This is a genomic window from Adhaeribacter terrigena (assembly GCF_016623615.1).
GTDB lineage: Bacteria > Bacteroidota > Bacteroidia > Cytophagales > Hymenobacteraceae > Adhaeribacter_A > Adhaeribacter_A terrigena.
Genome location: NZ_JAEHFX010000011.1, coordinates 128142 through 150019, shown reverse-complemented (window position 1 = coordinate 150019; position 21878 = coordinate 128142). Strand labels below are relative to the sequence as shown.

General features: G+C 41.3%; 28 protein-coding genes. 22 read left to right on the top strand and 6 right to left on the bottom strand.

The genetic code is table 11. The features are described from left to right. Positions 1 to 93: 93 nt before the first annotated feature. The 12 genes from I5M27_RS17585 (at position 94) to I5M27_RS17530 (ending at position 7842) form a co-directional block, all read left to right on the top strand. Positions 94 to 462, top strand: a complete 369-nt coding sequence (locus tag I5M27_RS17585) for a hypothetical protein (RefSeq protein ID WP_200507694.1) — start codon at positions 94 to 96, stop codon at positions 460 to 462. Positions 463 to 609: 147 nt separating this feature from the next. Next, positions 610 to 1035 (top strand): hypothetical protein, encoded by a 426-nt coding sequence (locus I5M27_RS17580; protein WP_200507693.1) that lies wholly within the window; start codon positions 610 to 612, stop codon positions 1033 to 1035. Positions 1036 to 2056: 1021 nt separating this feature from the next. Next, the gene (locus I5M27_RS17575; RefSeq protein WP_200507692.1) at positions 2057 to 2740 is read left to right on the top strand and encodes a DUF6843 domain-containing protein; all 684 of its coding nucleotides are present in this window, start codon (positions 2057 to 2059) and stop codon (positions 2738 to 2740) included. Positions 2741 to 2826: 86 nt separating this feature from the next. After that, positions 2827 to 3282 carry a hypothetical protein gene (locus I5M27_RS17570; protein WP_200507691.1) on the top strand — a complete coding sequence of 152 codons (456 nt, stop codon included), beginning with the start codon at positions 2827 to 2829 and terminating at the stop codon, positions 3280 to 3282. A gap of 105 nt (positions 3283 to 3387) precedes the next feature. After that, complete coding sequence (locus I5M27_RS17565; protein ID WP_200507690.1) at positions 3388 to 3675, top strand: hypothetical protein; 288 nt, start codon at positions 3388 to 3390, stop codon at positions 3673 to 3675. A gap of 81 nt (positions 3676 to 3756) precedes the next feature. Continuing rightward, the gene (locus I5M27_RS17560; RefSeq protein WP_200507689.1) at positions 3757 to 4197 is read left to right on the top strand and encodes a hypothetical protein; all 441 of its coding nucleotides are present in this window, start codon (positions 3757 to 3759) and stop codon (positions 4195 to 4197) included. Between the two features lie 74 nt (positions 4198 to 4271). Then, positions 4272 to 4733: a hypothetical protein gene (locus tag I5M27_RS17555; protein ID WP_200507688.1), complete on the top strand. Its 462-nt coding sequence runs from the start codon at positions 4272 to 4274 to the stop codon at positions 4731 to 4733. Positions 4734 to 4806: 73 nt separating this feature from the next. After that, on the top strand, positions 4807 to 5358 hold the full coding sequence (locus I5M27_RS17550; RefSeq protein WP_200507687.1) for a hypothetical protein: 552 nt from the start codon (positions 4807 to 4809) through the stop codon (positions 5356 to 5358). 58 nt (positions 5359 to 5416) lie between these two features. Further along, a complete protein-coding gene (locus tag I5M27_RS17545; RefSeq protein ID WP_200507686.1) occupies positions 5417 to 5914 on the top strand; it encodes a hypothetical protein in 498 nt (165 codons plus the stop codon). Between the two features lie 76 nt (positions 5915 to 5990). Then, a complete protein-coding gene (locus I5M27_RS17540; RefSeq protein WP_200507685.1) occupies positions 5991 to 6485 on the top strand; it encodes a DUF2569 family protein in 495 nt (164 codons plus the stop codon). Between the two features lie 75 nt (positions 6486 to 6560). Beyond that, positions 6561 to 7148 carry a hypothetical protein gene (locus tag I5M27_RS17535; RefSeq protein ID WP_200507684.1) on the top strand — a complete coding sequence of 196 codons (588 nt, stop codon included), beginning with the start codon at positions 6561 to 6563 and terminating at the stop codon, positions 7146 to 7148. A 73-nt stretch (positions 7149 to 7221) separates the two neighbouring features. Next, complete coding sequence (locus tag I5M27_RS17530) at positions 7222 to 7842, top strand: hypothetical protein (RefSeq protein WP_200507683.1); 621 nt, start codon at positions 7222 to 7224, stop codon at positions 7840 to 7842. A gap of 59 nt (positions 7843 to 7901) precedes the next feature. On the opposite strand, the gene I5M27_RS17525 is transcribed toward I5M27_RS17530, so the two are convergent. Beyond that, positions 7902 to 8246 carry a hypothetical protein gene (locus I5M27_RS17525; RefSeq protein WP_200507682.1) on the bottom strand — a complete coding sequence of 115 codons (345 nt, stop codon included), beginning with the start codon at positions 8244 to 8246 and terminating at the stop codon, positions 7902 to 7904. Positions 8247 to 8361: 115 nt separating this feature from the next. Here I5M27_RS17525 and I5M27_RS17520 point away from each other — a divergent pair, with 115 nt between their 5' ends. The 3 genes from I5M27_RS17520 (at position 8362) to I5M27_RS17510 (ending at position 10243) form a co-directional block, all read left to right on the top strand. Further along, complete coding sequence (locus tag I5M27_RS17520) at positions 8362 to 9009, top strand: toxin-antitoxin system YwqK family antitoxin (RefSeq protein WP_200507681.1); 648 nt, start codon at positions 8362 to 8364, stop codon at positions 9007 to 9009. A gap of 83 nt (positions 9010 to 9092) precedes the next feature. Continuing rightward, positions 9093 to 9653: a DUF4269 domain-containing protein gene (locus I5M27_RS17515; RefSeq protein WP_200507680.1), complete on the top strand. Its 561-nt coding sequence runs from the start codon at positions 9093 to 9095 to the stop codon at positions 9651 to 9653. 152 nt (positions 9654 to 9805) lie between these two features. Beyond that, positions 9806 to 10243, top strand: a complete 438-nt coding sequence (locus tag I5M27_RS17510) for a DUF1801 domain-containing protein (RefSeq protein WP_200507679.1) — start codon at positions 9806 to 9808, stop codon at positions 10241 to 10243. A 237-nt stretch (positions 10244 to 10480) separates the two neighbouring features. On the opposite strand, the gene I5M27_RS17505 is transcribed toward I5M27_RS17510, so the two are convergent. The 3 genes from I5M27_RS17505 to I5M27_RS17495 form a co-directional block, all read right to left on the bottom strand. Beyond that, positions 10481 to 10960: a YdeI/OmpD-associated family protein gene (locus I5M27_RS17505; protein WP_200507678.1), complete on the bottom strand. Its 480-nt coding sequence runs from the start codon at positions 10958 to 10960 to the stop codon at positions 10481 to 10483. A 120-nt stretch (positions 10961 to 11080) separates the two neighbouring features. Then, a complete protein-coding gene (locus tag I5M27_RS17500; protein WP_200507677.1) occupies positions 11081 to 12589 on the bottom strand; it encodes an HTTM domain-containing protein in 1509 nt (502 codons plus the stop codon). An 80-nt stretch (positions 12590 to 12669) separates the two neighbouring features. Next, on the bottom strand, positions 12670 to 13245 hold the full coding sequence (locus I5M27_RS17495) for a hypothetical protein (RefSeq protein WP_200507676.1): 576 nt from the start codon (positions 13243 to 13245) through the stop codon (positions 12670 to 12672). Positions 13246 to 13733: 488 nt separating this feature from the next. On the opposite strand from I5M27_RS17495, the gene I5M27_RS17490 reads away from it, so the two are divergent. Beyond that, the gene (locus I5M27_RS17490) at positions 13734 to 14159 is read left to right on the top strand and encodes a thiol-disulfide oxidoreductase DCC family protein (protein WP_234462584.1); all 426 of its coding nucleotides are present in this window, start codon (positions 13734 to 13736) and stop codon (positions 14157 to 14159) included. Positions 14160 to 14386: 227 nt separating this feature from the next. Next, positions 14387 to 15343, top strand: a complete 957-nt coding sequence (locus I5M27_RS17485; RefSeq protein ID WP_200507675.1) for a hypothetical protein — start codon at positions 14387 to 14389, stop codon at positions 15341 to 15343. Positions 15344 to 15606: 263 nt separating this feature from the next. Here the strand turns inward: I5M27_RS17485 and I5M27_RS17480 are convergent, their stop codons facing one another. Continuing rightward, positions 15607 to 16041, bottom strand: a complete 435-nt coding sequence (locus tag I5M27_RS17480) for a hypothetical protein (protein WP_200507674.1) — start codon at positions 16039 to 16041, stop codon at positions 15607 to 15609. Positions 16042 to 16164: 123 nt separating this feature from the next. On the opposite strand from I5M27_RS17480, the gene I5M27_RS17475 reads away from it, so the two are divergent. Beyond that, on the top strand, positions 16165 to 16686 hold the full coding sequence (locus tag I5M27_RS17475) for an NUDIX domain-containing protein (RefSeq protein WP_200507673.1): 522 nt from the start codon (positions 16165 to 16167) through the stop codon (positions 16684 to 16686). Positions 16687 to 16758: 72 nt separating this feature from the next. After that, positions 16759 to 17523: a hypothetical protein gene (locus I5M27_RS17470; protein ID WP_200507672.1), complete on the top strand. Its 765-nt coding sequence runs from the start codon at positions 16759 to 16761 to the stop codon at positions 17521 to 17523. 80 nt (positions 17524 to 17603) lie between these two features. On the opposite strand, the gene I5M27_RS17465 is transcribed toward I5M27_RS17470, so the two are convergent. Then, entirely contained in the window at positions 17604 to 18566 is a 963-nt protein-coding gene (locus I5M27_RS17465; RefSeq protein ID WP_200507671.1) for an alkaline phosphatase family protein, read from the bottom strand. Between the two features lie 518 nt (positions 18567 to 19084). On the opposite strand from I5M27_RS17465, the gene I5M27_RS17460 reads away from it, so the two are divergent. The 3 genes from I5M27_RS17460 to I5M27_RS17450 all read left to right on the top strand — a co-directional run bounded on the left by I5M27_RS17460 (position 19085) and on the right by I5M27_RS17450 (position 21854). Continuing rightward, complete coding sequence (locus tag I5M27_RS17460; protein ID WP_234462583.1) at positions 19085 to 19720, top strand: FRG domain-containing protein; 636 nt, start codon at positions 19085 to 19087, stop codon at positions 19718 to 19720. Positions 19721 to 19800: 80 nt separating this feature from the next. After that, positions 19801 to 20748: a cyanophycinase gene (locus I5M27_RS17455; protein WP_200507670.1), complete on the top strand. Its 948-nt coding sequence runs from the start codon at positions 19801 to 19803 to the stop codon at positions 20746 to 20748. Between the two features lie 176 nt (positions 20749 to 20924). Then, positions 20925 to 21854, top strand: coding sequence for an isoaspartyl peptidase/L-asparaginase family protein (locus I5M27_RS17450; RefSeq protein WP_200507669.1), 930 nt, complete (start codon positions 20925 to 20927; stop codon positions 21852 to 21854). The last annotated feature ends 24 nt before the right edge of the window (positions 21855 to 21878 follow it).

The following is a 21878-nucleotide window of genomic DNA, read 5'->3' as shown; positions in this document are numbered from 1 at the left end:
ATAGAAAAACACACGCCAACAAGGTATAAAAATCATTATTCGGCCGACGGCCTCACACGCTTTTTATACTAGCCGTTGGAGGTAATTTGAATTATGGAAAAAATCATAGGAATAGAAACTCAATATGGAGTAATAAAAGGCCGGGATGGAATTTATCTTGACTCTATTTCTTATCCGAAAGAAACTGAATTAATCCTGAAAGGTGAATTCAACATTAATACTGACTTCAAAAATTTTGAAATTAGTTTCTCAAGGATTATATATTCACAATTAATAGAGTTAGACTTTGATGATAGAGGAGGATTAGAGAGTTTTGGATACTTTGAAAATTCAGCCTTAATTGAAAAATTCAGAAAAATTGACCATTCTAATAAATTGAATGCAAGACATACTCATTACTATTTCCGCACCTATGATATCGTCTTTGAAATAATTGCCCAAGAATATAATTTAAAAACATAAAAACTTCCTACAACAAAAGCTAAAAACCATTAAAACGTTTTTTAGCCCAGACGTTGGGAATAATAAAATGAAAGTTAAAATATGGAAAGTTTGATACTCAAGCCTATATTATAAAGAACTTTAGAGTTAAATCATTTTAAATAATTTATGAAAATCCTTTTAACTGTCATTTTACTTTCAATATTCCCCAATCATCTTTTTGCTTGCGATTGTAATGGTACGGTTACAGTAAAAGAAGAACTGGATAAATCTAATTTAGTATTCGTTGGCAATGTGATTTCAATTTCACCAATTTACGCTAAAAGAGGAGATAAATATTATACTAATGTCCTTGTTAAATTTAAAATCAGTTCAATTATTAAAGGGGAAAGCTTAAAAACAGTAGAAATAGCAACAGCTGCATCATCTAGTATGTGCGGATTTAATTTTAAAGAGGACAAAGAATTTTTGGTATATTCTAACCAAATAGATCAAGGTTCAAAGAAAGTTTTCTGGACTACGAATTGTGACAGAACAAAAGAAATTTCAAAAGCGACTTTTGAAATAAAAGAGTTAAATGCTTTGATAAAGTAAAATTACTCTTCCCAACAAGGTATACAAGTCAGCTCCGGCCGATGGCCTCGCCGTCTTTTATACTAGACGTTAGAGCACAATTATAGAGAAAAAAGAATTGATCGGCAGACAAGCTAAATCAGAAACGGCGGCAATTTTAAAAAGCAGCAGATCTTAATCAAAAGCTTACTGCCAGCCGGCCAGCTTCAGCCATGGATTGACTCAAAATGCGTGAAGGTATAATCCGGAAAAGAATTTCTTCGCAGTCCGGTTAATTGAAAATGGTAGGATTTACGGCAAAAAAAGTCAGCAGAATGGTAGGGGAATCTGCTCAAAAACTCTGAAGCATTTGTCTGGAAACGGAAGAAAAAAGAAAAAAATCGGGCTCTAACCAAAGCTATACGTCAGGCGGGTTTTTCTGCCAAGTGTAAATTGTTTAACTTTCTGCAAACGGCCAAGCGGAAGGAAAGTGATCAGCAAGAAAAATTCCCGCCCGCCGCATAGCCACGGCCGTTAGGGCGGAGTTAAGAAAGGCTCGCATTAAGCCGGAGAAAATAAGCTGCAGCAGCAAGTTCTAAAAACAGTAGCGCTTCATTAAAAACTTTCTGCTGTTCGGCCGGCTTCAGTTATGAATTGACGCAAAATGCGTACTTGAATTGTCGCAAAATGCGTGATGAATTGCTCGCAGTCCGGCTAAATGAATTTTAAAATGCTATGGTTTAAGGCAGAAGAAGTCAGCAAACCGGAAGAAATTAGTGATTTAAAATCAGCAAAAGGGTAGGGTTTTAGCTGAAAAAGTCAGAAAAGTATTAAAGTTACTTGCTCAAAAAGACAAAAAAACGGTAGGGGATTTGGCAGAAAAAGTCGTGTAAGCGTCTGAAAAAAGGTAGAAAACCCAGCCCTAACCAAAGCTTTACGTCAGGCGGGTTTTCTGCCAGGTGTAAATTGTTTAACTTTCTGCCGGCTTGCTGCTTTGGGGAACGGATCTGCAGGAAAACTTCCCGCCCGCCGCAAAGCCCAGCCGTTGTGTGTAATTTAAAGTATGAAAGCTAAGATTGGAATTATAATTATAATATTAGCATTTGCTGTTTCTTTAAATCCATACTTGTTGATTTTTACGATTCCTGCATTTGTAATTGGGGTAATTCTTCTTTGGTTTGAAAAAACTAAAATAAAAATTAAAGTTGCTTGGACATTACTACCAATTGTAATATGGTATCCAGCAGTATTACTTTTTATGTTTTTATCAGCAACAATTGGAACTGCAACAGGACAAAAGCTTGACTTCATTTTCCCAAAAGATTTTATTGGACCTGTAGTTGTGATAGACAAAATGAATTGTGGGCAGCCTATTAATAAGATTGAAGGTCGGGAAGTATTAAACATTCCAAATAATGGAATCCTTCTCTATAAAGGAACGATCAAATCCGGTTATGTAAATCATAGATATTTTAGAAGGGACAAAACCGGAAATCTTATCGAAATTAAAGATTCGGGAACTAAGACATTCTGGGAAAAGGAAAACAAACCAAAACAAGACAATGAAATTGATGTTTTCCTGAGGGGTATGGGCAGTACGGTTTCTAACCTTCCGGAACCTATTGATTACAGTTGGATGACCTTAATTGTGAGCTCAAAGGATAGTTTGCCCAATTTCGATGACTTTGGATATAATAAGCAAATGAGCCAAGAAGCAGAATCCTTGATTAGAAAATGTAAAAAGTAAAAAAACTACACACAACAAGGTATAGCAAAAAGGCTTGCTTCGCTTCGCCCTTTTGCTATACTAGCCGTTGGCTGTCATTTATAATTATGAGAAAAAAGGCTACAAAAATATTTATTCCGCCAGTTGTTGGTCTTATTCTCTCTATTATTGCGTGGCAACTTGAAGTAACAACTGTGGAATATTTTTATCCTCCTTTTGATGGAGCATTTTTTTTCCAACCATTCGATTTTTCTGTTTTCTGGCCTTTATATCTTTTATTCCTTGTTGGAAGTTTCCTTTTTCAATATTTTTTCATTTTAAAATTGTGGAGTTTAAATAGAAGGACGAATAGCTTTTTTAAACTTTGGCATTTAGTAGGCGGATTCTGTATAGGATTTGGTTTGTATTATGGCTTTACCAGCACACTAAACAACAGCAACTTCCTTGAATTACTTTATAATATAACTATAGGAGTTATTTTGGCAGTCGTTTATTGGCTTGGAAACTTAACTAGTTTAGCTGTAATAGATAAAAAGAAAAACTTAAGCCAACAAGGTGCATAAAATATTATCGGCCATAGGCCTCTTACATTTTATGCACAAGAACGTTGGCACTAATTGAAATTGAATGAAAATTCCTTTGAATGATTTTCAATAAAAATGGAAAACTTGAAGACAGCAAAACATTCTAAGAACGAACTATTTGAAATCGAAGATGAGTTTCATGCAGAATCACAGGGACAATTTGATAATTACGCCGCTGCATTAGCTGAACTCCAAAGAAGGACTAAAATACCTTGGAATGAAAAGCCAAATAAATGTCCATGTACAAATTGGAAAAACTGTCATAGAGACTTTCAAATTATCCATTACGACACCAAAGAAATACCTTGGAAAGAGTTAAATAGAACTGATGTTTACAGGATTTCAGCAAAAGGAATTGAATGGAAAGAATAAAAACAACATTTGCCAACAAAAGCTAAAAACCAAAAACGTTTTTTAGCCCAACCGTTGGAAAAAACTTAAAATTAATTGCAAATGAAATTTAAAGGCTTTTTCATCCTCTCTCTGATGCTCCTTTTAAATTGTTCAAAAAAGGATCAAGGCAGTGATTTAATCAAGTTAAAAGAGAAAGCCTTAAATTCAAGAAAAGAAATTACTAATGCTTGGCAAATTGATTCAACTGGATGTGAAGGAATAAGAGAGAAGATTTTAGAAAATGAAAGCTTTCTTTTTGATTCAATAATAGGTTTAAGAACAGACCAAATATCAATGCATTTTGGAAAGGCAAACTTTATAGATAATAAAACAAACCGAATGTTTTACTTTATAGAATGTAAATACGCTCCTGCATATTTTAATCAACCTGATAATGAAGGAAAATTAACAAAACGGATTATTAATACTGAATCCCAAACATTCTTCTTAGAATTCAACACGGATAGCATTATCATTGATAGAGGCTTGATTGTGCCATAAAAAAGCAATTTCCATTAAAACCTAAAGCACATTAAAACGTGCCATAGCCCAGCCGTTGGGCCAAATTTAAATTAATGAAGCGAATAATATTTTTATCGATTTTTATCATAATAAGCCTAAAGCTTCAAGCCCAAGAAAAAAAATCTTGGACTGATTTTGACACAATCCAAATTTTTCCAAATAAGGTATTAGTTCATTTTAAAACTTTTGAAGATTCCACTTTAATTGAATCAACTCAGGCTTATTTATATCCCACTATTATTAAGGTACCAAAGTTTAGGTTACTTGGAATTTTTTTTTTTAAAACGGAGTTAAAGGCCGATAGCATTGTTTACCACGGGACTAAAACCAGCTTTTTATCAAACCGATTTTATAAAATTGAGGAATTTGAAAATGGACTCCTTCTAAAGGGGCCAATGTTTTTCGACACTAATGGAATAGAAATAACCGAACAAGAATTTTTGGCAAAAAATAATGTTCGTGGCCCGTGCGGAGAAATTATTGAACGTTACTTTATTACTGGCCAAAAGAAGTAGAAAAACTTTACCCAACAAAACCTAAAAACCATTAAAACGCTTTTTAGCAGAGACGTTAGGGGTAATACAAATTATGAAAAAACAACTTTTGCTTTTAATAGTAATCCTATGGAGTTGCACCAAAGTTGTGAAAGAAGATTTAAAAACAATTGATTTTAAAATCCTTAAAATTACTGTTCCTTCTAATTGGGAGAGAATTGATTTAAAAGGAATTGATAGTTTTGTTTCAGGAATAAAAACTGGAAAAGGCGACACTGTAGTATTTGACATTGGTGACTATTCTTATGACTTGACCAATGAGCCAACAATAAGAGATAAAAAATATAAATCATACCTTGATTCACTATGTTTTGATACCAAGAGAATGATTTTTTCAAATAATAAAGAACTTGATAAGATTCAAGGCATTTACTTTAAGGAGTTTTTCATTTTTGATACTATTGATTGTTATAAAGCTAGATATGCAATTCCAAAAGTAAAAGGTAGAGGAATTACAGGATTTTATATTGATAGCCTTAATTCTGATAGTTTAAAAGTGAGTTCTTACGGTTATGATTTAGATCCAACAGAGCAAGAACAATTACTAAAAGCGTTTAAAACGATAAAAATAAAGTTCTGCCCCTAACCACACCTATACGGCAGCTCCGCCGCCGCATAGCCAAGCACGTTGTGCATAATTTAAAATGAATAGATTTTTAACCATTATAATATTCCTTCTAATTTCAGTTTGCTCATTTGGACAAAATGAAAATCAGAATTCTGGATACCTTAAAATGTCGGAAACTGATTCCTTGTATTTAATTGCAATGGAAAAATATACTATTGAAATAGATTCCTTTTACAACAAATACTCACAATCAAAGCAACCCAAAACAATTTTTATAGAGAACCAGGATTACTTATCTAAAATACCAAATTCAATAAATGGGTATCAGATTCAAAAAATAGGATTGGGAAATAGGAAGAAAATATTTCGGGAAAACGGGAATGAATTAAGGTACGTGATAATATCGCCTTTGACATTAAGTAAAGGACAGTTTAGTATAACTCTGACTCCCTATTCTGCGGAATTAAAAAGAAAAAATCGCTTGTATTTAGGTTTGAGCAGCTGGACAAATGTATATTTTGAATTTAAAAATAGACGTCTGAATTATGAGAAAACTGAAAATGGTGGAATATAAAAAAACTAAGCACAACAAAAGCTAAAAACCATTAAAACGTTTTTTAGCCCAACCGGTGTACAAAATTTAAAGTTAAATGATACAAGAAATCTCATTACAGGAGAATTCACAAAAAAAAGGTAAACCAATCACTGGGTGGTTATGGCTTGTGGGTATTAGTATGATTGCTTCTCTTCTTACAATTATAATTTCGTTAACCACAACAATCACCGAATTCTTACAAGATGATTGGCAGCAGTATTTTCAAACTACAGATAACTTATTAAAAATTAGAATTAGCATTTATTTGTATTTAATAATTGCTATGGTGGTTAGTTTGATAATTCTGATTTGGACTTTGAAAAGCTTTTTCCAAAGAAGGAAAGCTTTCATTAATTTATTCTTAGGATTGATTGGATATTCCATCTTGACAGAAATAATAAGGATTTTATTACTGGAATATTATGCTGGATTAACAGGTCAAGATGCTTCAACTTTAGAAAGTAATCTTGTAAAAATAATTATTGTAGGTTCCATTGCTGGGATTTATTTAAACAAAGGAAAAAATCCTCAGCAAACTTTTGTAAAATAAAACCCTGTACAACAAAAGCTAAAGCACATTAAAACGTGCCCTAGCCCAGACGGTTAGGCAGTAGGTAAATTAAAAATGAGAATAAATTATTTAATAATATTTTTCTTACTGCTAAGCTGCGAGAACAAACGCATTGACAATCTCAACACAGAAATTACTTCATCAAAAAAGGCCAAACATTCAATATCTAGTGAAACTGACATTGAGCATATCCGAGAAAATTATTATGTAGGAGATATTAATAATGACGGGGAGGTCGATACAGCAACGGTGATATTTGATAAGAATAGTAAAGATGAAATAGTTTGCGATCAAGTAAACTGCTACGTCGAAATTTATTTTGGAAGAAATATCCCTGAAATAAAAATTGACCAATCGCTAGGCATTGTTGTTCAAAAAGTCGAAGATTTAAACAAAGACAAAGCAAATGAAATTATGTTGTTTTCCCGGACTTATGAAGGTTGGTGGGAATATATTTCAGTTTGGTCTTTTATAAATGGAAAATGGAATAACCTTGGCCAAACAAAAGCATTTATTACAAAAGATAAAGACTTTGAAAATAGAATAATAAAAGAAAATGGCCAGTTCTATCTCATTGGTGATGAATGGAATGATGATAAAGGTGGAGTTTTGGAAAGAAATTTAAAAGTGAAAATTAAATAAAAGCCCATAGCCTAACCACACCTATAGCACATTAAAACGTGCCATAGCCCAACCGTTAGGGTTAATAGAAAACATGAATAAAGGCCTCCTTTTGTTTTTAATTTTGTTAGCTGTTAGTTGCCAACCAAAGGTATCAGAAAAAGGCAATCCTATTAATAAAACTCCTAAAGACGGAAATGTCCTGGAGAGCTCGAAACGCTTCGAAGAGTGGCTTAGAACAAGCCATGAGGAAGACCTAAGGAAAATAGCTGACACTAATAGGGTTGTATTCAGGCTGAATTGGTCTCGCGCCTTTCACCCAGAGGTCATACTAAGAGTTGAGAACTTCCCGATTTATACAAAAATCACAGATTCCCTTTATCATGTGGAGCAGTACGCTATATCCAAAGTGTATCTAGACGAATTGAATGATTACTCTAGTTCGGCTCTACCATTCCTATATGAGCAAAGAAACACTAAAATCTCATTGGAAGAGGTTGAGAGCCTGAAGGCATTGGCTAATCAGCTAAAAATTTGGGAAGTAAAATCAGACATAAAGGAGATTCTAGATGGCTCAGTCTGGGAGTTAGAAATCTACATGAATGGCAAGTACCACCAAGTAAGTTCAAACTCAGTGAACCCAGCCATAAAAAGGATTGGTCAAGAGATGATGGCATTAGCCAAGCTCAAACTACCCAAAGATGAAATTTACTAAGAACCACTAACCCTAACAACGTGTAAATGTCAGCATCGGCCGACGGCCTTCGCCGTCGTTTACACAAGTACGTTAGGGCGGAGTTCAAGAATGCTCGCATTAAGCGTAAAAAACAAATAAGCTGCGGCGGAAGGTCCTAAAAGCAGCAGCACTTGATTAAAAGTTTTCTGCTTTCCTGCTAGCTTCAGCCATGGATTGACGCAAAATGCGTGAAAGTATAATCCGGAAAAAAGAATTTCCTCGCAGTCCGGACAATTAAAAATGGTAAGATTTCCGGCAGAAAATTCAGCAGAATGGTAGGGAAATCTGCTCAAAAACTCTGAAGCACTTGCCTGGAAAACGGAAGAAAAAAGAAAAAATCGGGCTCTAACCAAAGCTATACGTCTGGCGGGTTTTGTTGCCAAACGTAAATTGTTTATCTTTCTGTAATCGGCCAGGCGGAAGGAAGGTGATTGGCAAGAAAAATTCCCGCCCGCCGCATAGCCGAGCCGTTAGCCAAAATAAAAATTAAAAATTTTAATGAAAAAATTCCTTTTTGTCTTTGCTTTTATTGCTCTTACAAGTTGCAACGTCAATTCCCAAGGTACTAAGAAAACTACCTATTACGATACCGGGGAAAAGAAAATGGAATACACTGAGGTTAATGGTGAACCTACAGGACCTTCTGTTTACTATTATAAAAGCGGCAAAAAGAGTAGAGAAGCATTCTTTAAAAATGCCAAGGCAGAGGGAATAATGACAGTATATTATGAAAGTGGAGAAAAGCAAGGCGAGGCTACCTTTGTAAATGGTGTCCAAGAAGGAGAAGCAAAGCAATTTTTTAAAAATGGTAAAATTGACCAAACCTCTTTTTTTAAAAATGGAAAAAGAACTGGTCCTTGTACATACTGGTATGAAAGCGGGACCAAACGGGCTGATGGTGAATTCTTAGAAGACAAGCAGCACGGCAAATGGACAGTCTGGTATGAGAATGGAAATCTTAAAGATATAACCTATTGGGAAAATGACTTGGAAAATGGTGAGTCAGTTAGGTATTTCGAGAACGGAGAGAAAAAAGATGAAGGAATTTGGAAAGAGGGAAAGAAGGTAGGGATTTGGAAATATTATGACCAAAATGGAAAGCTTCGTGAAACCATAAATCACGATGAAGAAAATTCCAGAAAATAAAAAAATAACTCAGCCTAACCACACCTATACTGCAGCTTCGCCGCCGCATAGCCCAACCGTTGGCAGAAAGGAAAAATATAAGAATGGACTTTACTACTATTGAAAATTTAAAGAAAGGTACTCCAAAGCAACAAGAAGCATATCGAGTGCTTACTCAATATTCAATAATGGAATATCTGCAACCTTATTCTCCCATATTAGCAGGGACAATTCCGATAGATATTGATATAGAAAAAAGTGATTTGGACATTATTTGTTACTGGGAAAATGTCGATCAATTCAAGGTTGATTTGTTCGAATATTTCTCCGCGTATAAAGACTTTCAGTTAGTTGATAAAATGGTTCAGGATCAGCGTACCGTAATTGCTAATTTTATAGTTGAAAACTTTGAGATCGAAATCTTCGGGCAGAATAAGCCTTCGAAAGAGCAGTATGCTTACAAACACATGGTAGTAGAGCACTATCTTCTACTTTCCAAGGGAAATCAGTTCAGGCAAACCATTAGGAAACTTAAAGTTCAGGGATTTAAAACGGAGCCAGCTTTTGCGCACGCATTAGGATTGAAGGGAGACCCATATCTGGAACTTTTACAATATGAAGAAAAATTAAAACCCTGTCTGTTAACAAAAGATAAAAACCACTAAGGCACTTTCTAGCCTAGTACGTTATAGGCAATATTAGACGTCCGCTCAATAAAGAAACATTGAAAAGTCATCGGTATAGTGTTCACTACCCGGCTTCGGGCTTTCATTGAGTTGCAAATAAATTGAAAATTATATCTCATAATAAAGAGCCAATGGCAACAACAAAGACAACTTATACAGGACAAGACGTAATAGATTTTGTACATTCTTACGTTGACAATGAACAGAAAAAGGCGGACAGTTTTCGGCTTATTGAGCTAATGCAGCAATGGTCTGACTCTGAACCGAAAATGTGGGGACCAAGTATTATCGGTTTTGGTAACTATCATTACAAATATGCAAGCGGGAACGAAGGAGATGCACCAGTTCTTGGCTTTTCACCAAGAAAAGCTGCGCTAACGCTTTATGTATACTCCGATACCCAGAAAAGTAATTTGCTATTGCCAGAGCTTGGTAAATTCAAGATGAGCAAAGCCTGCATCTATGTTAAAAAACTTTCCGATATTAATACTGATATTCTGAAGGAAATATGTGTTGAATCAATAAAATATATTAGCCAACATCACGAATGTTCCTGCAGAGTAAGATAAAAAATAACTGAACGCAAAACAGAAACCTTGCTGGTAACAATGCATTGGCAATAGTGGGGCTGGCAGTTGCAAACGCAATATTTATGCTTCTATTAGGCATTTGTATAAATTACTGAGCTGACGGTTTTAATGCCTCACCCAACGCCAATACATAAAACATGAGTCACAATTTGCTGAATAGATTTTAATTTTTAGATAAAAACCCAAAGTGGGCAAACCGAACCTCCTAAAGGTTTTTTATGCCTGTTTCTTATTTTTCAACAGGCTTTCAATTGTTTTCAGCATGCGGCGCTGACGGGTTTCCGGTTTTTTGGCTTCTTCGATGTACTGAATATGTTCGCGCTGGTGGGTATAACTCATTTTATCGAAGGCCATTTTAGCTTCCGGGTTCTGCTCAAAAGTTGCGGCTAGTTCCGGCGAAATGGTTACGGTACGTGGTTCCAGATCCCGTTCAATTTTCACGTCAATTATGTCGCCAAACGTTTTTCCGATCGCTTTCCGGATGTCTTTCCGGATCCCTAAAACGTGGCTGCCATTCCCCATCGGCGCCAGCGAACCGCGGTATGCATGCCCATTGAAAGTTGCCTTAACTTTTACCTGGCCCTTGCTACCAAAAACTGCAGCCACGTTGAACGGAACAGTTACGTAGGCAGCATCCATATTTTGGTGCTGCTCGATTTTAGCGGCGAAAAAAATGGGTTCGGCGAGTGGGTTCATGAATGGTTCTTTTAAATCCGAAAATACATAAAAAACGGTATGTTTTAAGCCGGAAAAGTCAGAATTAAGCTTTTAAAAATTTCTTCCTTCTATCATTCCATAATTCCCTCATGCAACAATTTACTCATTTAATTCCCTGCAGCTGCACAAAACTTCTCTCTGCACCGGGCGGGTTTTATAATGATCCAGCGATACTTCTTTCATATAGATCACATCCAGACTTTTTACCTGATTTTCCATACCGTTTTGCTCGTTCCAGATGCGCATAAGGTAATTGCAGTAAAAAGGGCGCATCCAGCTATTATCTACAAACAGGTAATTCTCGGAGTATTTGCGCCAGCGGTCATTTTTGAAAAGCGATACCACTGCTGCAGGCTTCTGGTAAGTTACCGGTTTACCGTTCCGGTTCAGGTCTATTTTCTGATCAGAATTGGTAACTCCTTCCAGAATATACCAGCCATCGTCTTTAAATACGGCCGGCGAAAACATGCCCCAGTTCTGATCTACCCGCAGCCAGAAACCCAGGCCCCGCAGATCTTCCGGGAAACTGAAAAAGCGTTCCGGGGTATTGGCCAGGTTCCAGCAAATGGTATAGATCAATAAAAAAGAAACCAGCAGTTCTTTGCCATAGCGTACTGTTTTCTGAAACCAGATTGGGCTGTAAAACCGCACCTCCGATTGCCAGGAAAAAGGGTAAGGCCAGTTGCTGCAAAAATGAACCGCTTTGTGGCAGGCATTAAAAACCGGTGGAAAAAGCTTGTTTTCAAGCCAGTCCATTGGCCGGGTTGGGATCAGGGCCAGCAACGAAACCAGGTTAATGAGGTAAAACAAGCCCACGAATAAGGTTAAACTAATACCCAGGTGCAGCATGGCCAGCGCCGTAATTACCACCATCCGGAAAAAGCTGTTGTAGAAAGGGATCAGCAGTAAAAAAGGCAAAAGCAATTCCGTATAATATACCCCGAAAGTCATGGCTTTCAGCAGGTCGTAATACGGGTAGATCAACCTTCCGCCGGGCAACAGGATCTGGTCCAGGCTCAGGGCGTAATAAATTGCGGTGCCTTCGCGGTGCCATTCCGGGGCGCTTTTAAGCAAGGCCGTGCAAAAATACAACAGAAAGATCTGCAGTATGATGGCAACTGTTGCGGCGCTGAAATACGTCTTAATTTCCGGAATACAGGTTTTTAGCGCATCCAGAGAATAGAACCTGCCCAAGGGTAAAAAGATGGACCAGAAGAGCAGCATGCGCACCAGATCGTCGCCGCCTTGCAGGATCAGGGGGTTGCGGTTATGTAATGAAACCAGCAGGGCCCAGCTTAAAACGGTAGCCAACCGGGTTTTAAAACCCAGCAGCAAGCAAAACGCAAATGCCGCGGCCAGCACAAAAAATAAAGCCTGCACCTGCCATAAACCGCTGCCGGTATGAAAAGAAAAAAAGTACGGGTTCCAGTGAAATTGAAACAGGGCAGGCAGTGGTAGTACGCCGCTGTTGGCATAATGGGCTTCCAGATCAGTAGCCCGGGTATACAGATCTATTAATAGCAAAGCGCCCAGCCCAATCCGGAACAAGGCGAGGGCCCGCAGGTCTAAGGTGAAAGTCTGGCGCAGATATAACCGAAGGTAATGCATCGGGTTATGAAACGTAGCTTTAGAAAAAAAGGCAAACACTTGGAGGTATTTGCCTTTCTTTTTTGAAGTAAATATTGAATTTAACGGCCGGTGGTTCCGCTCGTAGTAGAGCCAGAAGTAGTTTTGCCTGAGGTAGAACTACCGGAAGTGGTGCGGCCTTTTTTAGTAGATTTTTTAGCTTTGGTTTTTTTTCCGGATGTAGTACCCGAAGTTATGCTCCCCGAAGTAGTACCGGAGGTAGAATTGTAGGTAGTTCCTGAAGTAGTTTCGGATGTAGTACCTGAAGTAGTGCCTGACGTTGTACCTGAAGTGGTTCTGGTAGTGCTGCCGCTGGTTGTTCCGCTGGTCATGGTTCCGGTAGTAGATCCGCTGGTCGTTCCGCTGGTCATGGTGCCGGTAGTTGAGCCGCTCGTTGTTCCGGAAGTCATGCGGGTAGTAGAACCAGAAGTGGTGCCGGAGGTAGTTCCCGTAGTACCCATGGTGGTGTTGGAAGTTGTACCGGAAGTAGTGCCCGATGTGGTGCCCGAGGTCATGCGGGTAGTACTGCCGGAAGTGGTGCCAGAGGTGGTACCGCCGGTGGTTCCGGAAGTAGTTTGCGCCGCAGCGCCAAGAGCCATGCATGAAATAGCAAATAAAGTCAGGTAGGTCTTCTTCATATTTTTTTGGGTGCTAAAGGTGGAATAAAAAAGATTAACAGCGCTGTTTACGTGCCTGGAAAAATTGGCGTTGCAAAAAGTGAATTAATTAAAGATTTATGTGAAAAAAATAAGTAACCAGCCCTAACCCTTTCTGCATATTCCTATTTTTATGCTCTACTGCATTAAAAACAACTAAGGCAAGGTTTCTGGCTCGTCCTAAGCGGGCAATAATTAAATTCGTCCTGGATTTCATTCAGAGCGTTAATGCCAGGAAAGGAATTGCTCTTAATTAAATTAATACTAAACGGATATGTAATTTTCGAAGGTAGTACGGGTCTAAACACCCTTTGCAATTGATATTGTTTAAAATAGGTACCGCTTAAAACCTGAATAGGGCATCGTTTAAATAGGGGCTGGTGAAACAGTTCTCCCAACCGGTAGCTTTAGATTATAGAAATAAATTGTACATTCAGGGCAAACCAATTTCAAAAAAAACGGTAGGGTAAATGGCAGAAAAAGTAATGGAAATGACCCGGCAACACGCAATTATTTTCTTCGATGGTGTTTGTAACCTGTGCAATGGTTTTGTGCAGTTCGTAATTGAACGCGATCCGGAAGGTTATTTTCAGTTTGCCTCGCTGCAATCGGAAGCCGCCCAGCCGTATTTAAAAAAGTTTCAGCTTGACGAGAATGCACTTTCTTCGGTTGTCTTAGTTGAAAACGGAAAGTGCTACACCCAGTCTTCGGCGGCTTTACGCATTTTAAAGAAATTGTCAGGGGGCTGGCCCTTGCTTTTTGCCGGCATCCTCATTCCCAGGTTCCTGCGCGATGGCTTATATAACTTTATAGCCCGCAACCGCTACCGTTGGTTCGGTAAACAGGAAAGCTGCTGGCTGCCAACACCCGCTCTGAAGCAACGTTTCCTTTCCTGATTTTTTTTAATTCCTCTCTTCCAGATTTTTGAATGTTTCCGGTTGGACTTTTTTTCAGCAGAGGAAGGTTTTTGGCTATTTTCTTAAATATTAAAATTTTATAATGTTCAGTATTTATCTAAGAAAAATCTGGCTTATTTGGCAAACCTAAAAACAAAGCCGCCGTTTAAGACCTTACCGAATTCATTTTCATAATCGTTCTATAACCTAAAAAAATCTTCAAAAACATGAGAGAAAACCAATTCAACCAGGGCAGAAACCAAGGTTCACAGTCAAACTACGGTTCATCGCGAGGCATGCGTAATTTCGATGACGATCAGCAGGATTCATGGCAGGGAAGCGGATATGGATCGCGCGGCGGCTACGGCAGCTCACCAGATTCTGACTTCGGTTCTTCTTCCAGTCACTATGGTAGCAACTACGGCATGCAGGGTCAAGGCAGCCAGGGTTCCATGGGCGGCGACTTCGGTTACAGCGGAGCTTCATCGCGGGGTTCACAAGGCCAGTCCTGGCAGGGTGGCTACGGCGGCCGTGGTTCCGATTCAGGTTATCAGTCTGGTTATGGTTCGCAAAGCGGATACGGCAGCTACGGTTCCCGTGGATCGCAGGCAGATCGCGGTGGTTTTGGCACAGCCAGAAGCGGCGATTATTCTTCCGGTAACTATGGTTCCGGTTCGGGTTCTTCCGGAGGTTATGGAGGCTATGGATCGCAAGGCGGCCAGGGCATGCAGGGCGATTACGGCTCGCGCGGTGGTTACGGACAAGGCGGCCATCTTTCGAGCATGCGCGGCGGTCAGGGTTCCGGAATGAGTAACTTTGGTTCGGATATGGGTTCCCGCGGCGGCTACGAATCGCAGGATAACGACTGGAGCGGCTCTAACCAGGGTAGCTACGGCTCATCTATGAACCGCGGAAATTATGGTGGTTCCGGTATGTCCGGTTCTTCTGGTATGTCCGGAGGCAATTACGGACGCTCTTCTTATGGCGGCAGCCGTGGCATGGGCAGCGATTTTGGTTCGCAAGGCGGTTATGGCGGAAGCTATGGCTCGTCTTCCGGAGGCAGCGGCATAGGCGGCTCTTATGGCAGCGGCAATCTGGGCGGCAGCAATTATGGCAACCAGGGTAGCAACTACGGTTCTTCATCTTCAAGAGGTAACCGGAGCCAATACGATGACCTGTATTAACCGGTCAATATAATTTAAAACAAAAACCCTGCAGCAACCTGCGGGGTTTTTTTATGTTTTTGGATACCGTTTTTACTTTGAATTTTAGTGCTACTGATAACGGGTTCAACTTAAGTATGGGTACCCGCCGGGAATCTGGCTGACTGCTCCAAATTAAAGCAGGTCTTCCCTCGCTTTTGGCAGGATTGGATGGTTAAAACGCTATTCTTTTTGGCTGTAAAAGTGTTCAGCAGGCTTTCGGAAAACAGCCGGATAGTAAAAGATCATTGCAACGTTTCGGTAACTTTTTCCAGAGAGGGAGTAACGCATTCCAGCCAAGTCAGCGCCTCGGTTTCATTTCGGAAGTAATGGTTCTGAAACGTAAGCTGGCCGCTTACCTTATCGAATAGATCTACTACAGCCATGTGGTGAAAAATATCTTCCGAAACAATGGTGGCCATTTTTTTAAGCCCCGAACTTAAAACGGTGGGCGCCATTAATTCCACCCAGGCCTGGTCTTCCTGGCTCATCATTTCCATTTTGCGGTTATCGGCCAGCCAGTTTTTCAGGTGCTTTTCAGTTATTACTTCCGTGCATTTCAGAAAAGCTTCGCGGAATTCCGGAGTGGGAATACTGCCGTACCAGGCGGCACTTCCTAAACTTTGACTCAGATCGTACCAAATGCAGATATGCCTCGTTTCGTAATAAATCTCTTTCATAAAATAACCTTCATCGTAGTTTTGCAGTAGGTAGTAATCTGATCAAAATAATATATGAAAATCGCAATATAATAAAAGCGCTTCATTATATAATCACAATTTCAATAAATTTAGCTTAAATAAGTGAGAATTAAAACACGCAAAACAGTTTACGACGGATTTTTTAAAGTAGAAAATGTAACCCTGGAGCACAACGGAAAATCGATAGACCGCGACCTGGTAACGCCCAAAAACGGGGTGGCCGCATTGGTTTACGATACGGTGCAGCAACAATTTGTTTTAACTGAACAATACCGGCTCGTGGCAGGAAAACCGCTGGTAGAAATAGTTGCCGGCCTGCTGGATAAGGAAGGGGAGAAGCCCGAAGATACCATCGCCCGTGAGATAGAAGAAGAAGTAGGTTACGCGGTAGACAAGCTGCAGTTAATCAGTACTTATTATTCCACGCCGGGTAGCTTTGCCGAAAAGATCTGGCTTTATTACGCCGAAGTGAGTCATAAAATTTCAGCGGGTGGGGGCGTGGCTTCCGAAAACGAAGACCTGAAAACGGTATGCTTTTCGCGCGAAAAACTCTACACCACGCCTTTCGAAGATGCCAAAACCCTGATCGCGGTTTTGTGGGAGCAATGTAAGCACCGGTCATGAACCTGGCGTTTCCATTTTCGTACTTATTAATTAATACTATATAGTATTTGTTTATCACTTAACGTATTTATTATGAACCGTTTTGGAAGTAATAGTTTTGAAAATGAGAACGACCAGTTTGCCGAAAACCAGCGTATTGGCCGTCAGTTAGCTGAAAATAATCCGCGCCCCTGGACCGAAACCTTCGACCCCGAGCGCACTTATCAAAGCCGCCACCACGGGCACCCGCCTTACCGGCCCGACTACCCAAACCGCAGCAATGCCTATGCGGGCCAATCTGTTAATCGAAACGCTTACGGCAACGAAAGACCATTTTACGCCGGCGCGCACCAGGATTATCCGGCCAACGATCCGGCCTGGCGCCACCACGACGACCGGATCTGGACCGAACGCAACGATTATAAAGACAGCGATTACCGTTACCGCAGCGGGCACCGCAATTACTGGCACGAAGATTACGACGATAAATATGAAGCCAATCGTCCGTTTCACCACCGCCACCCCGAAGGTATTATCGGCCATGTAAGCGAAGGGATCCGGGAGGGATGGAATAACCTGGTGCACCGCCACGACAGAAACCAACCGGATAGAGATAGGGATAGAGATAACCGGGAACGCCAGTCCGGTTATGAAACGCGCCACTGGCCAAACGCAGAAAATTATCCGGGTGCGGAGCAGCGAAGCCAGCGCGTTATTCGGGAAGAAGAACGCCGCGAAGATGAAATGCGCCGCCGGCAAAAAGAACGCGAAAGCCACCGGCACGACGACCGCTGGCATAATGCCGGGCCAAACCACCACGACGAAGACTTTTTCGATTCCCGGAATTTCCGGTTGTAGTAATGTTTTAAATGAAAAGAAAACCCTGCAATTTTGCAGGGTTTTTTGCTTAAAAACGATAGCGTTTTTAAGGTTTTATTTTAGGGTTTGCTGCTAAACAATTCCCACATCACGTCACCTTTGCCAGTCGGCATCCGGAAATGCAAAAGCTCGGCAATGGTAGCCGGTATGTCGGTTTGGTTATACTTTTTACCAATAATCACATTCGTTTTAAAATCAGGCCCGGAAGCATAAAAATTAAGGTGGCGGCAGCCTTCACAGTTATCGCCATGCGATACAAATCCGTCGTCGTGGCCATCGAGGTGGCGGCCGTGATCGTTGGTTACGATAAACGTGGTGGTGCCGCGATAATATTCATCCTCCTGCAGAAATTTCCACAGCTGGAATACATACTCGTCGCAGGCTTTAATAGCCCGCAGGTACCCTTCCCAATCGTTGCTGTGGCCCCGCGAGTCAGGTTCCTTAAAATTGATGAACAACAGGTTTGGTTTTTCGGTTTGCAGCACGTTTTTAGCTACCCGAAGCGTAACCGAATCCTGCCGGTAACCTGTATTGGGGCCGTTGATACCGCAATTGGTTGCGGGCAGGAATTTTCCCTGGTAGGTTTTGTCTTTGGTGTTGGCCAGGATGTGGAGTTTGTCTTTGCTGGTCACGATCCAGGCTTTACGGTTGTGGTTGCCGGTGGCTTCGAGCCAGTATTGCAGGTAAGAAGGGTTGCGCGGTAATTCCAGGCCGCTGTTGTTAATGTGCTGGTGTACGCCGGTGGTAATGGCCGCATGGCCGGCGTTGGTATAGGTTGGCCCGGTATTGTAAAAGGCCGGGTTTATTACCCCTTCATGAGCCAGTTCATTGGCCATGCGCGGCACCAAAGCATGGTCTTTCGAGCCCCAGGTTTCGGAGTAGCGCGGGCCGTCTACCACCACCACTACCACATTTCTGGTTTTATACAAACTCGTGGCAGAAGCCTGGATGGCGGGTTGTCGGCATCCGGAAAACGCCAGGGTTTGAAGCTGAAAAAGTAAGAAAAATAAGAACCGGGTCATATAAGAAAAAAGGATTAAGCTTCTTGTAGCCAGAAATTAAATTGAAGTAATGCAAAATCAGTTTCCTGATAAAAGTGGACTTGAATGCGGGTAATGAAATAGATCCATTCTATACAGGCTGAAGTAAAATAATAAGCTTTTGAACTTGCGCGGAAACATGCTTTAAACTTAAATGCATTTTCTGGCAAGCAAAGTTCAGACTGCCGGGTTTTACGTAAAGGCGGTTGGCAGAGTAGTGAAATATGATATAAAATTCCTGAAAGGCCAGATCAGAGATTAGAAGATCCTGAAAGCTTAACCATCATTCCGCGGCTGCATAAAGTTTTTAACCTAATAATTAATTCAGGCTTCTTTTTTTGCCGTCATTTATGCAAAACGACATACAGGTAAATTCCTGGGAAGAATTACAAAAAGAACTTTTCAGCAATACCTGGGACGAAAAAAAATCACCGGTTCCGGTTGTCGTATGTGTACCGTGGCCTTTCTAATGCTACGTACGACCTTAAAACCAGCCTTATTTGTCTGGGAGGAAATTTGCCCATTTAGAACCGCATATACTCCGTAATTTTAAAAAATACGCCCACCGCGACGCTTCCCCCGGTAGCTCGGTCTGGAACTGGCTGGCTGTGGCGCAGCATCATGGCTTACCCACCCGGTTGCTCGACTGGACTTTTTCACCCTATGTGGCGCTGCATTTTGCCACTGCTAAAATTGAAAATTTCCATTGTGACGGCGTGATCTGGTGCATGAACAACCTGAAAACAAACGAATTCCTGCCTCAAAAATTACGGGAAGTAATTACAGAAGAAGGCTCGAACGTTTTTACGGCCGAAATGCTGGAACCGGTTTGCGCTTCTTTAAAAGAACTGGCCGGGCTGCAAAAGGAAGAATTCGTGCTTTTCCTGGAGCCGCCTTCCCTCGACCAACGCATTGTGCATCAGTATGCGCTTTTCTCGGTGATGAGCACGGCCGAAGCCCGGCTGCACGACTGGCTCGGAAACCACCCTGATCTGTATTTCCGGATCGTAATTCCGGCAAAACTAAAATGGGAGATCCGCAATAAACTCGACCAGGCAAATATCACCGAAAGGGTGCTTTTTCCGGGACTGAAAGGTTTAAGCCAATTGCTGAAAAGGCAATACACTACTTTATAATTATGCTGAAACCTAAATGTTCCGGTAGAGTTAAAGTATTTTATTCTGAGTATTGAATTCCGAAACGACTATTTGTAAAAATGGCTACAAAGAAAAAAAACGCCGCAACCGGTAAATCCGATGATTCCGATCCGGAGAATGCTGTTTCTACTTCAGGCATTGATTCAAAACTGCCAGCCCCCAAAGGTATTGTCATTGCCATTGGCGGCAACGAAAACAAAGGCGATGAGCCGGAATTGGGTTCCAACCAGGATGAGAATAAAAGCTTTAAAGAATATGCCATCCTCCAACGCTTTGTAGATGAATTGAAAGAGGGTAAAGATTCCCCGATACTCATCATTCCAACTGCTTCTACCGAACCCGAACAAGCAGCTAAGGATTACCTTAAAGCTTTTAAACATTTAAAGGCTACCAACCTGCAGGTAGCTGACATCCGGAATCGTGAAGATGCCAGAAAGCCAGAATTCCTGGAGATGGTAGAAAACGCCAGCGGCTTTATACTCACCGGTGGCGATCAGCTTCGCTTAACTACTTGTTTGGGCGGAACCGATTTTTTAAATATCCTGAAAGACCGTTATACCCGGGAACGCATTGTGGTGGCCGGAACCAGTGCCGGAGCCATGGCCCTTTCCACGCCCATGATCTTTCAGGGCGGTGCCAACGATTCCGGGTTTTTAAAAGGCGAAGTACGGATTGCTACCGGCCTGGAATTTTTGAAAGACGTGGCCATCGATACCCATTTTATTGCCCGCGGCCGCATCGTGCGCATGTCGCATATGATCGCCCTGAACCCCAGCGCGATAGGCCTTGGCATTGAAGAAGATACTGCCATTGTGGTGAAAGACGGCATAAACATGGAAGTAATTGGCAGCGGCATTGTAACCGTGGTAGACGGGCACACCATGAATTACACCAACCTGACGGAAATTAAAGACGGCGAACCCATAACCATATGCGACATGCGCGTGCATTTCCTTTCCTGCGGCCAGCACTATAACTTTAATAAACGCCAGCAGACTTTTGCGTAGGCAGGAATTTTTCAAAAATCGGAATCCGGTTCTTTAACTGATCAGAAGATTTTGCGGGCAGGATCAAAAAAAAATATCATTCTAAAAATTTCATGAGAAACCTTGCAGCATTTCAGGTTTAGAGATGTCTGAATGCCTGCGTGCAGGAGGCCTTTTAGTTATTTGAAACAAAACTTATGTCAGATTATATCATTGTAGTGCATGGCGGTGCCGAAAATAAGGGCCGCGATGAAATCAGCCCGGAAAAAGAAGCCGCTTACCGCGCCGGCATTGAAAAGGCAATGGAAGCGGGCTGGGAAATTCTGAACGCCAACGGAAGCGCGCTCGATGCAGTAGAGGCTGCGGTGAAATGCCTGGAAGATGTTTACTTGTTTAATGCCGGCAAAGGCGGGGCTTTCGACGAAGAAAAAGGAATCACTTTCGATGCCGCGATCATGGATGGCAACACCCTGAAAGCCGGAGCGGTGGCGGCGGTTGAGAACATTAAAAACCCGATAAAGCTGGCCCGGAAAATTCACGACGAATCGGAGCATACGTTTCTGGCCGGCGATGGTGCCCGGGAATTTGGCGAAAAACACCAACTCGAACTACGGCCGGAAGAATATTTCAAAACTCACCAGCAGGAAGAGGAATACGAAAAGGCTATGAAGGAAAAAGCCAAAGAAGCGCCCGATAAAAGCATCATGATGAAAGATACGGTTGGAGCGGTGGCCTTGGATAAACACGGAAACCTGGCGGCTGCAACCTCTACCGGTGGCCTGGCCGGGCAGCACAAAGGCCGCGTTGGCGATTCGCCGGTAATTGGCGCGGGCGTTTATGCCAACAACGATACCTGCGCAGTTTCCTGCACCGGCGACGGCGAAGGCATTCTGAAAGCCAACGTAGCCTTTAATATTCACGCGCTGAAGAAATACAAAAACCTGGGCTTGCGCGATGCCGCGACCCTGGCTTGCCAGGATTACAAAGAGAAGATTGATGGTGACCGCAACCTGATCGCGGTAGACAGGGACGGCAGCATTGTGTTCTGGTTCGAAACCAAACTCATGTTCCGGGGAAGCCGCAAAAACGAAGACCCGGCCTACGTAGCTGTCTGGAAAGGCGAGTAGGCGTATTTCTGCAATCGAGATTAA

What these genes read in the sequence shown, in the direction of transcription:
- I5M27_RS17500 (WP_200507677.1), bottom strand. Translation starts at nt 12,589, where the DNA reads ATGCATTACCTTCGGTTATATCTGCGCCAGACTTTCACCTTAGACCTG.
- I5M27_RS17550 (WP_200507687.1), top strand. Translation starts at nt 4,807, where the DNA reads ATGAAAAAACAACTTTTGCTTTTAATAGTAATCCTATGGAGTTGCACC.
- I5M27_RS17585 (WP_200507694.1), top strand. Translation starts at nt 94, where the DNA reads ATGGAAAAAATCATAGGAATAGAAACTCAATATGGAGTAATAAAAGGC.
- I5M27_RS17575 (WP_200507692.1), top strand. Translation starts at nt 2,057, where the DNA reads ATGAAAGCTAAGATTGGAATTATAATTATAATATTAGCATTTGCTGTT.
- I5M27_RS17455 (WP_200507670.1), top strand. Translation starts at nt 19,801, where the DNA reads ATGGCTACAAAGAAAAAAAACGCCGCAACCGGTAAATCCGATGATTCC.
- I5M27_RS17540 (WP_200507685.1), top strand. Translation starts at nt 5,991, where the DNA reads ATGATACAAGAAATCTCATTACAGGAGAATTCACAAAAAAAAGGTAAA.
- I5M27_RS17490 (WP_234462584.1), top strand. Translation starts at nt 13,734, where the DNA reads ATGGCAGAAAAAGTAATGGAAATGACCCGGCAACACGCAATTATTTTC.
- I5M27_RS17560 (WP_200507689.1), top strand. Translation starts at nt 3,757, where the DNA reads ATGAAATTTAAAGGCTTTTTCATCCTCTCTCTGATGCTCCTTTTAAAT.
- I5M27_RS17510 (WP_200507679.1), top strand. Translation starts at nt 9,806, where the DNA reads ATGGCAACAACAAAGACAACTTATACAGGACAAGACGTAATAGATTTT.
- I5M27_RS17450 (WP_200507669.1), top strand. Translation starts at nt 20,925, where the DNA reads ATGTCAGATTATATCATTGTAGTGCATGGCGGTGCCGAAAATAAGGGC.
- I5M27_RS17505 (WP_200507678.1), bottom strand. Translation starts at nt 10,960, where the DNA reads ATGAACCCACTCGCCGAACCCATTTTTTTCGCCGCTAAAATCGAGCAG.
- I5M27_RS17470 (WP_200507672.1), top strand. Translation starts at nt 16,759, where the DNA reads ATGAACCGTTTTGGAAGTAATAGTTTTGAAAATGAGAACGACCAGTTT.
- I5M27_RS17465 (WP_200507671.1), bottom strand. Translation starts at nt 18,566, where the DNA reads ATGACCCGGTTCTTATTTTTCTTACTTTTTCAGCTTCAAACCCTGGCG.
- I5M27_RS17485 (WP_200507675.1), top strand. Translation starts at nt 14,387, where the DNA reads ATGAGAGAAAACCAATTCAACCAGGGCAGAAACCAAGGTTCACAGTCA.
- I5M27_RS17495 (WP_200507676.1), bottom strand. Translation starts at nt 13,245, where the DNA reads ATGAAGAAGACCTACCTGACTTTATTTGCTATTTCATGCATGGCTCTT.
- I5M27_RS17545 (WP_200507686.1), top strand. Translation starts at nt 5,417, where the DNA reads ATGAATAGATTTTTAACCATTATAATATTCCTTCTAATTTCAGTTTGC.
- I5M27_RS17520 (WP_200507681.1), top strand. Translation starts at nt 8,362, where the DNA reads ATGAAAAAATTCCTTTTTGTCTTTGCTTTTATTGCTCTTACAAGTTGC.
- I5M27_RS17530 (WP_200507683.1), top strand. Translation starts at nt 7,222, where the DNA reads ATGAATAAAGGCCTCCTTTTGTTTTTAATTTTGTTAGCTGTTAGTTGC.
- I5M27_RS17555 (WP_200507688.1), top strand. Translation starts at nt 4,272, where the DNA reads ATGAAGCGAATAATATTTTTATCGATTTTTATCATAATAAGCCTAAAG.
- I5M27_RS17515 (WP_200507680.1), top strand. Translation starts at nt 9,093, where the DNA reads ATGGACTTTACTACTATTGAAAATTTAAAGAAAGGTACTCCAAAGCAA.
- I5M27_RS17480 (WP_200507674.1), bottom strand. Translation starts at nt 16,041, where the DNA reads ATGAAAGAGATTTATTACGAAACGAGGCATATCTGCATTTGGTACGAT.
- I5M27_RS17535 (WP_200507684.1), top strand. Translation starts at nt 6,561, where the DNA reads ATGAGAATAAATTATTTAATAATATTTTTCTTACTGCTAAGCTGCGAG.
- I5M27_RS17580 (WP_200507693.1), top strand. Translation starts at nt 610, where the DNA reads ATGAAAATCCTTTTAACTGTCATTTTACTTTCAATATTCCCCAATCAT.
- I5M27_RS17570 (WP_200507691.1), top strand. Translation starts at nt 2,827, where the DNA reads ATGAGAAAAAAGGCTACAAAAATATTTATTCCGCCAGTTGTTGGTCTT.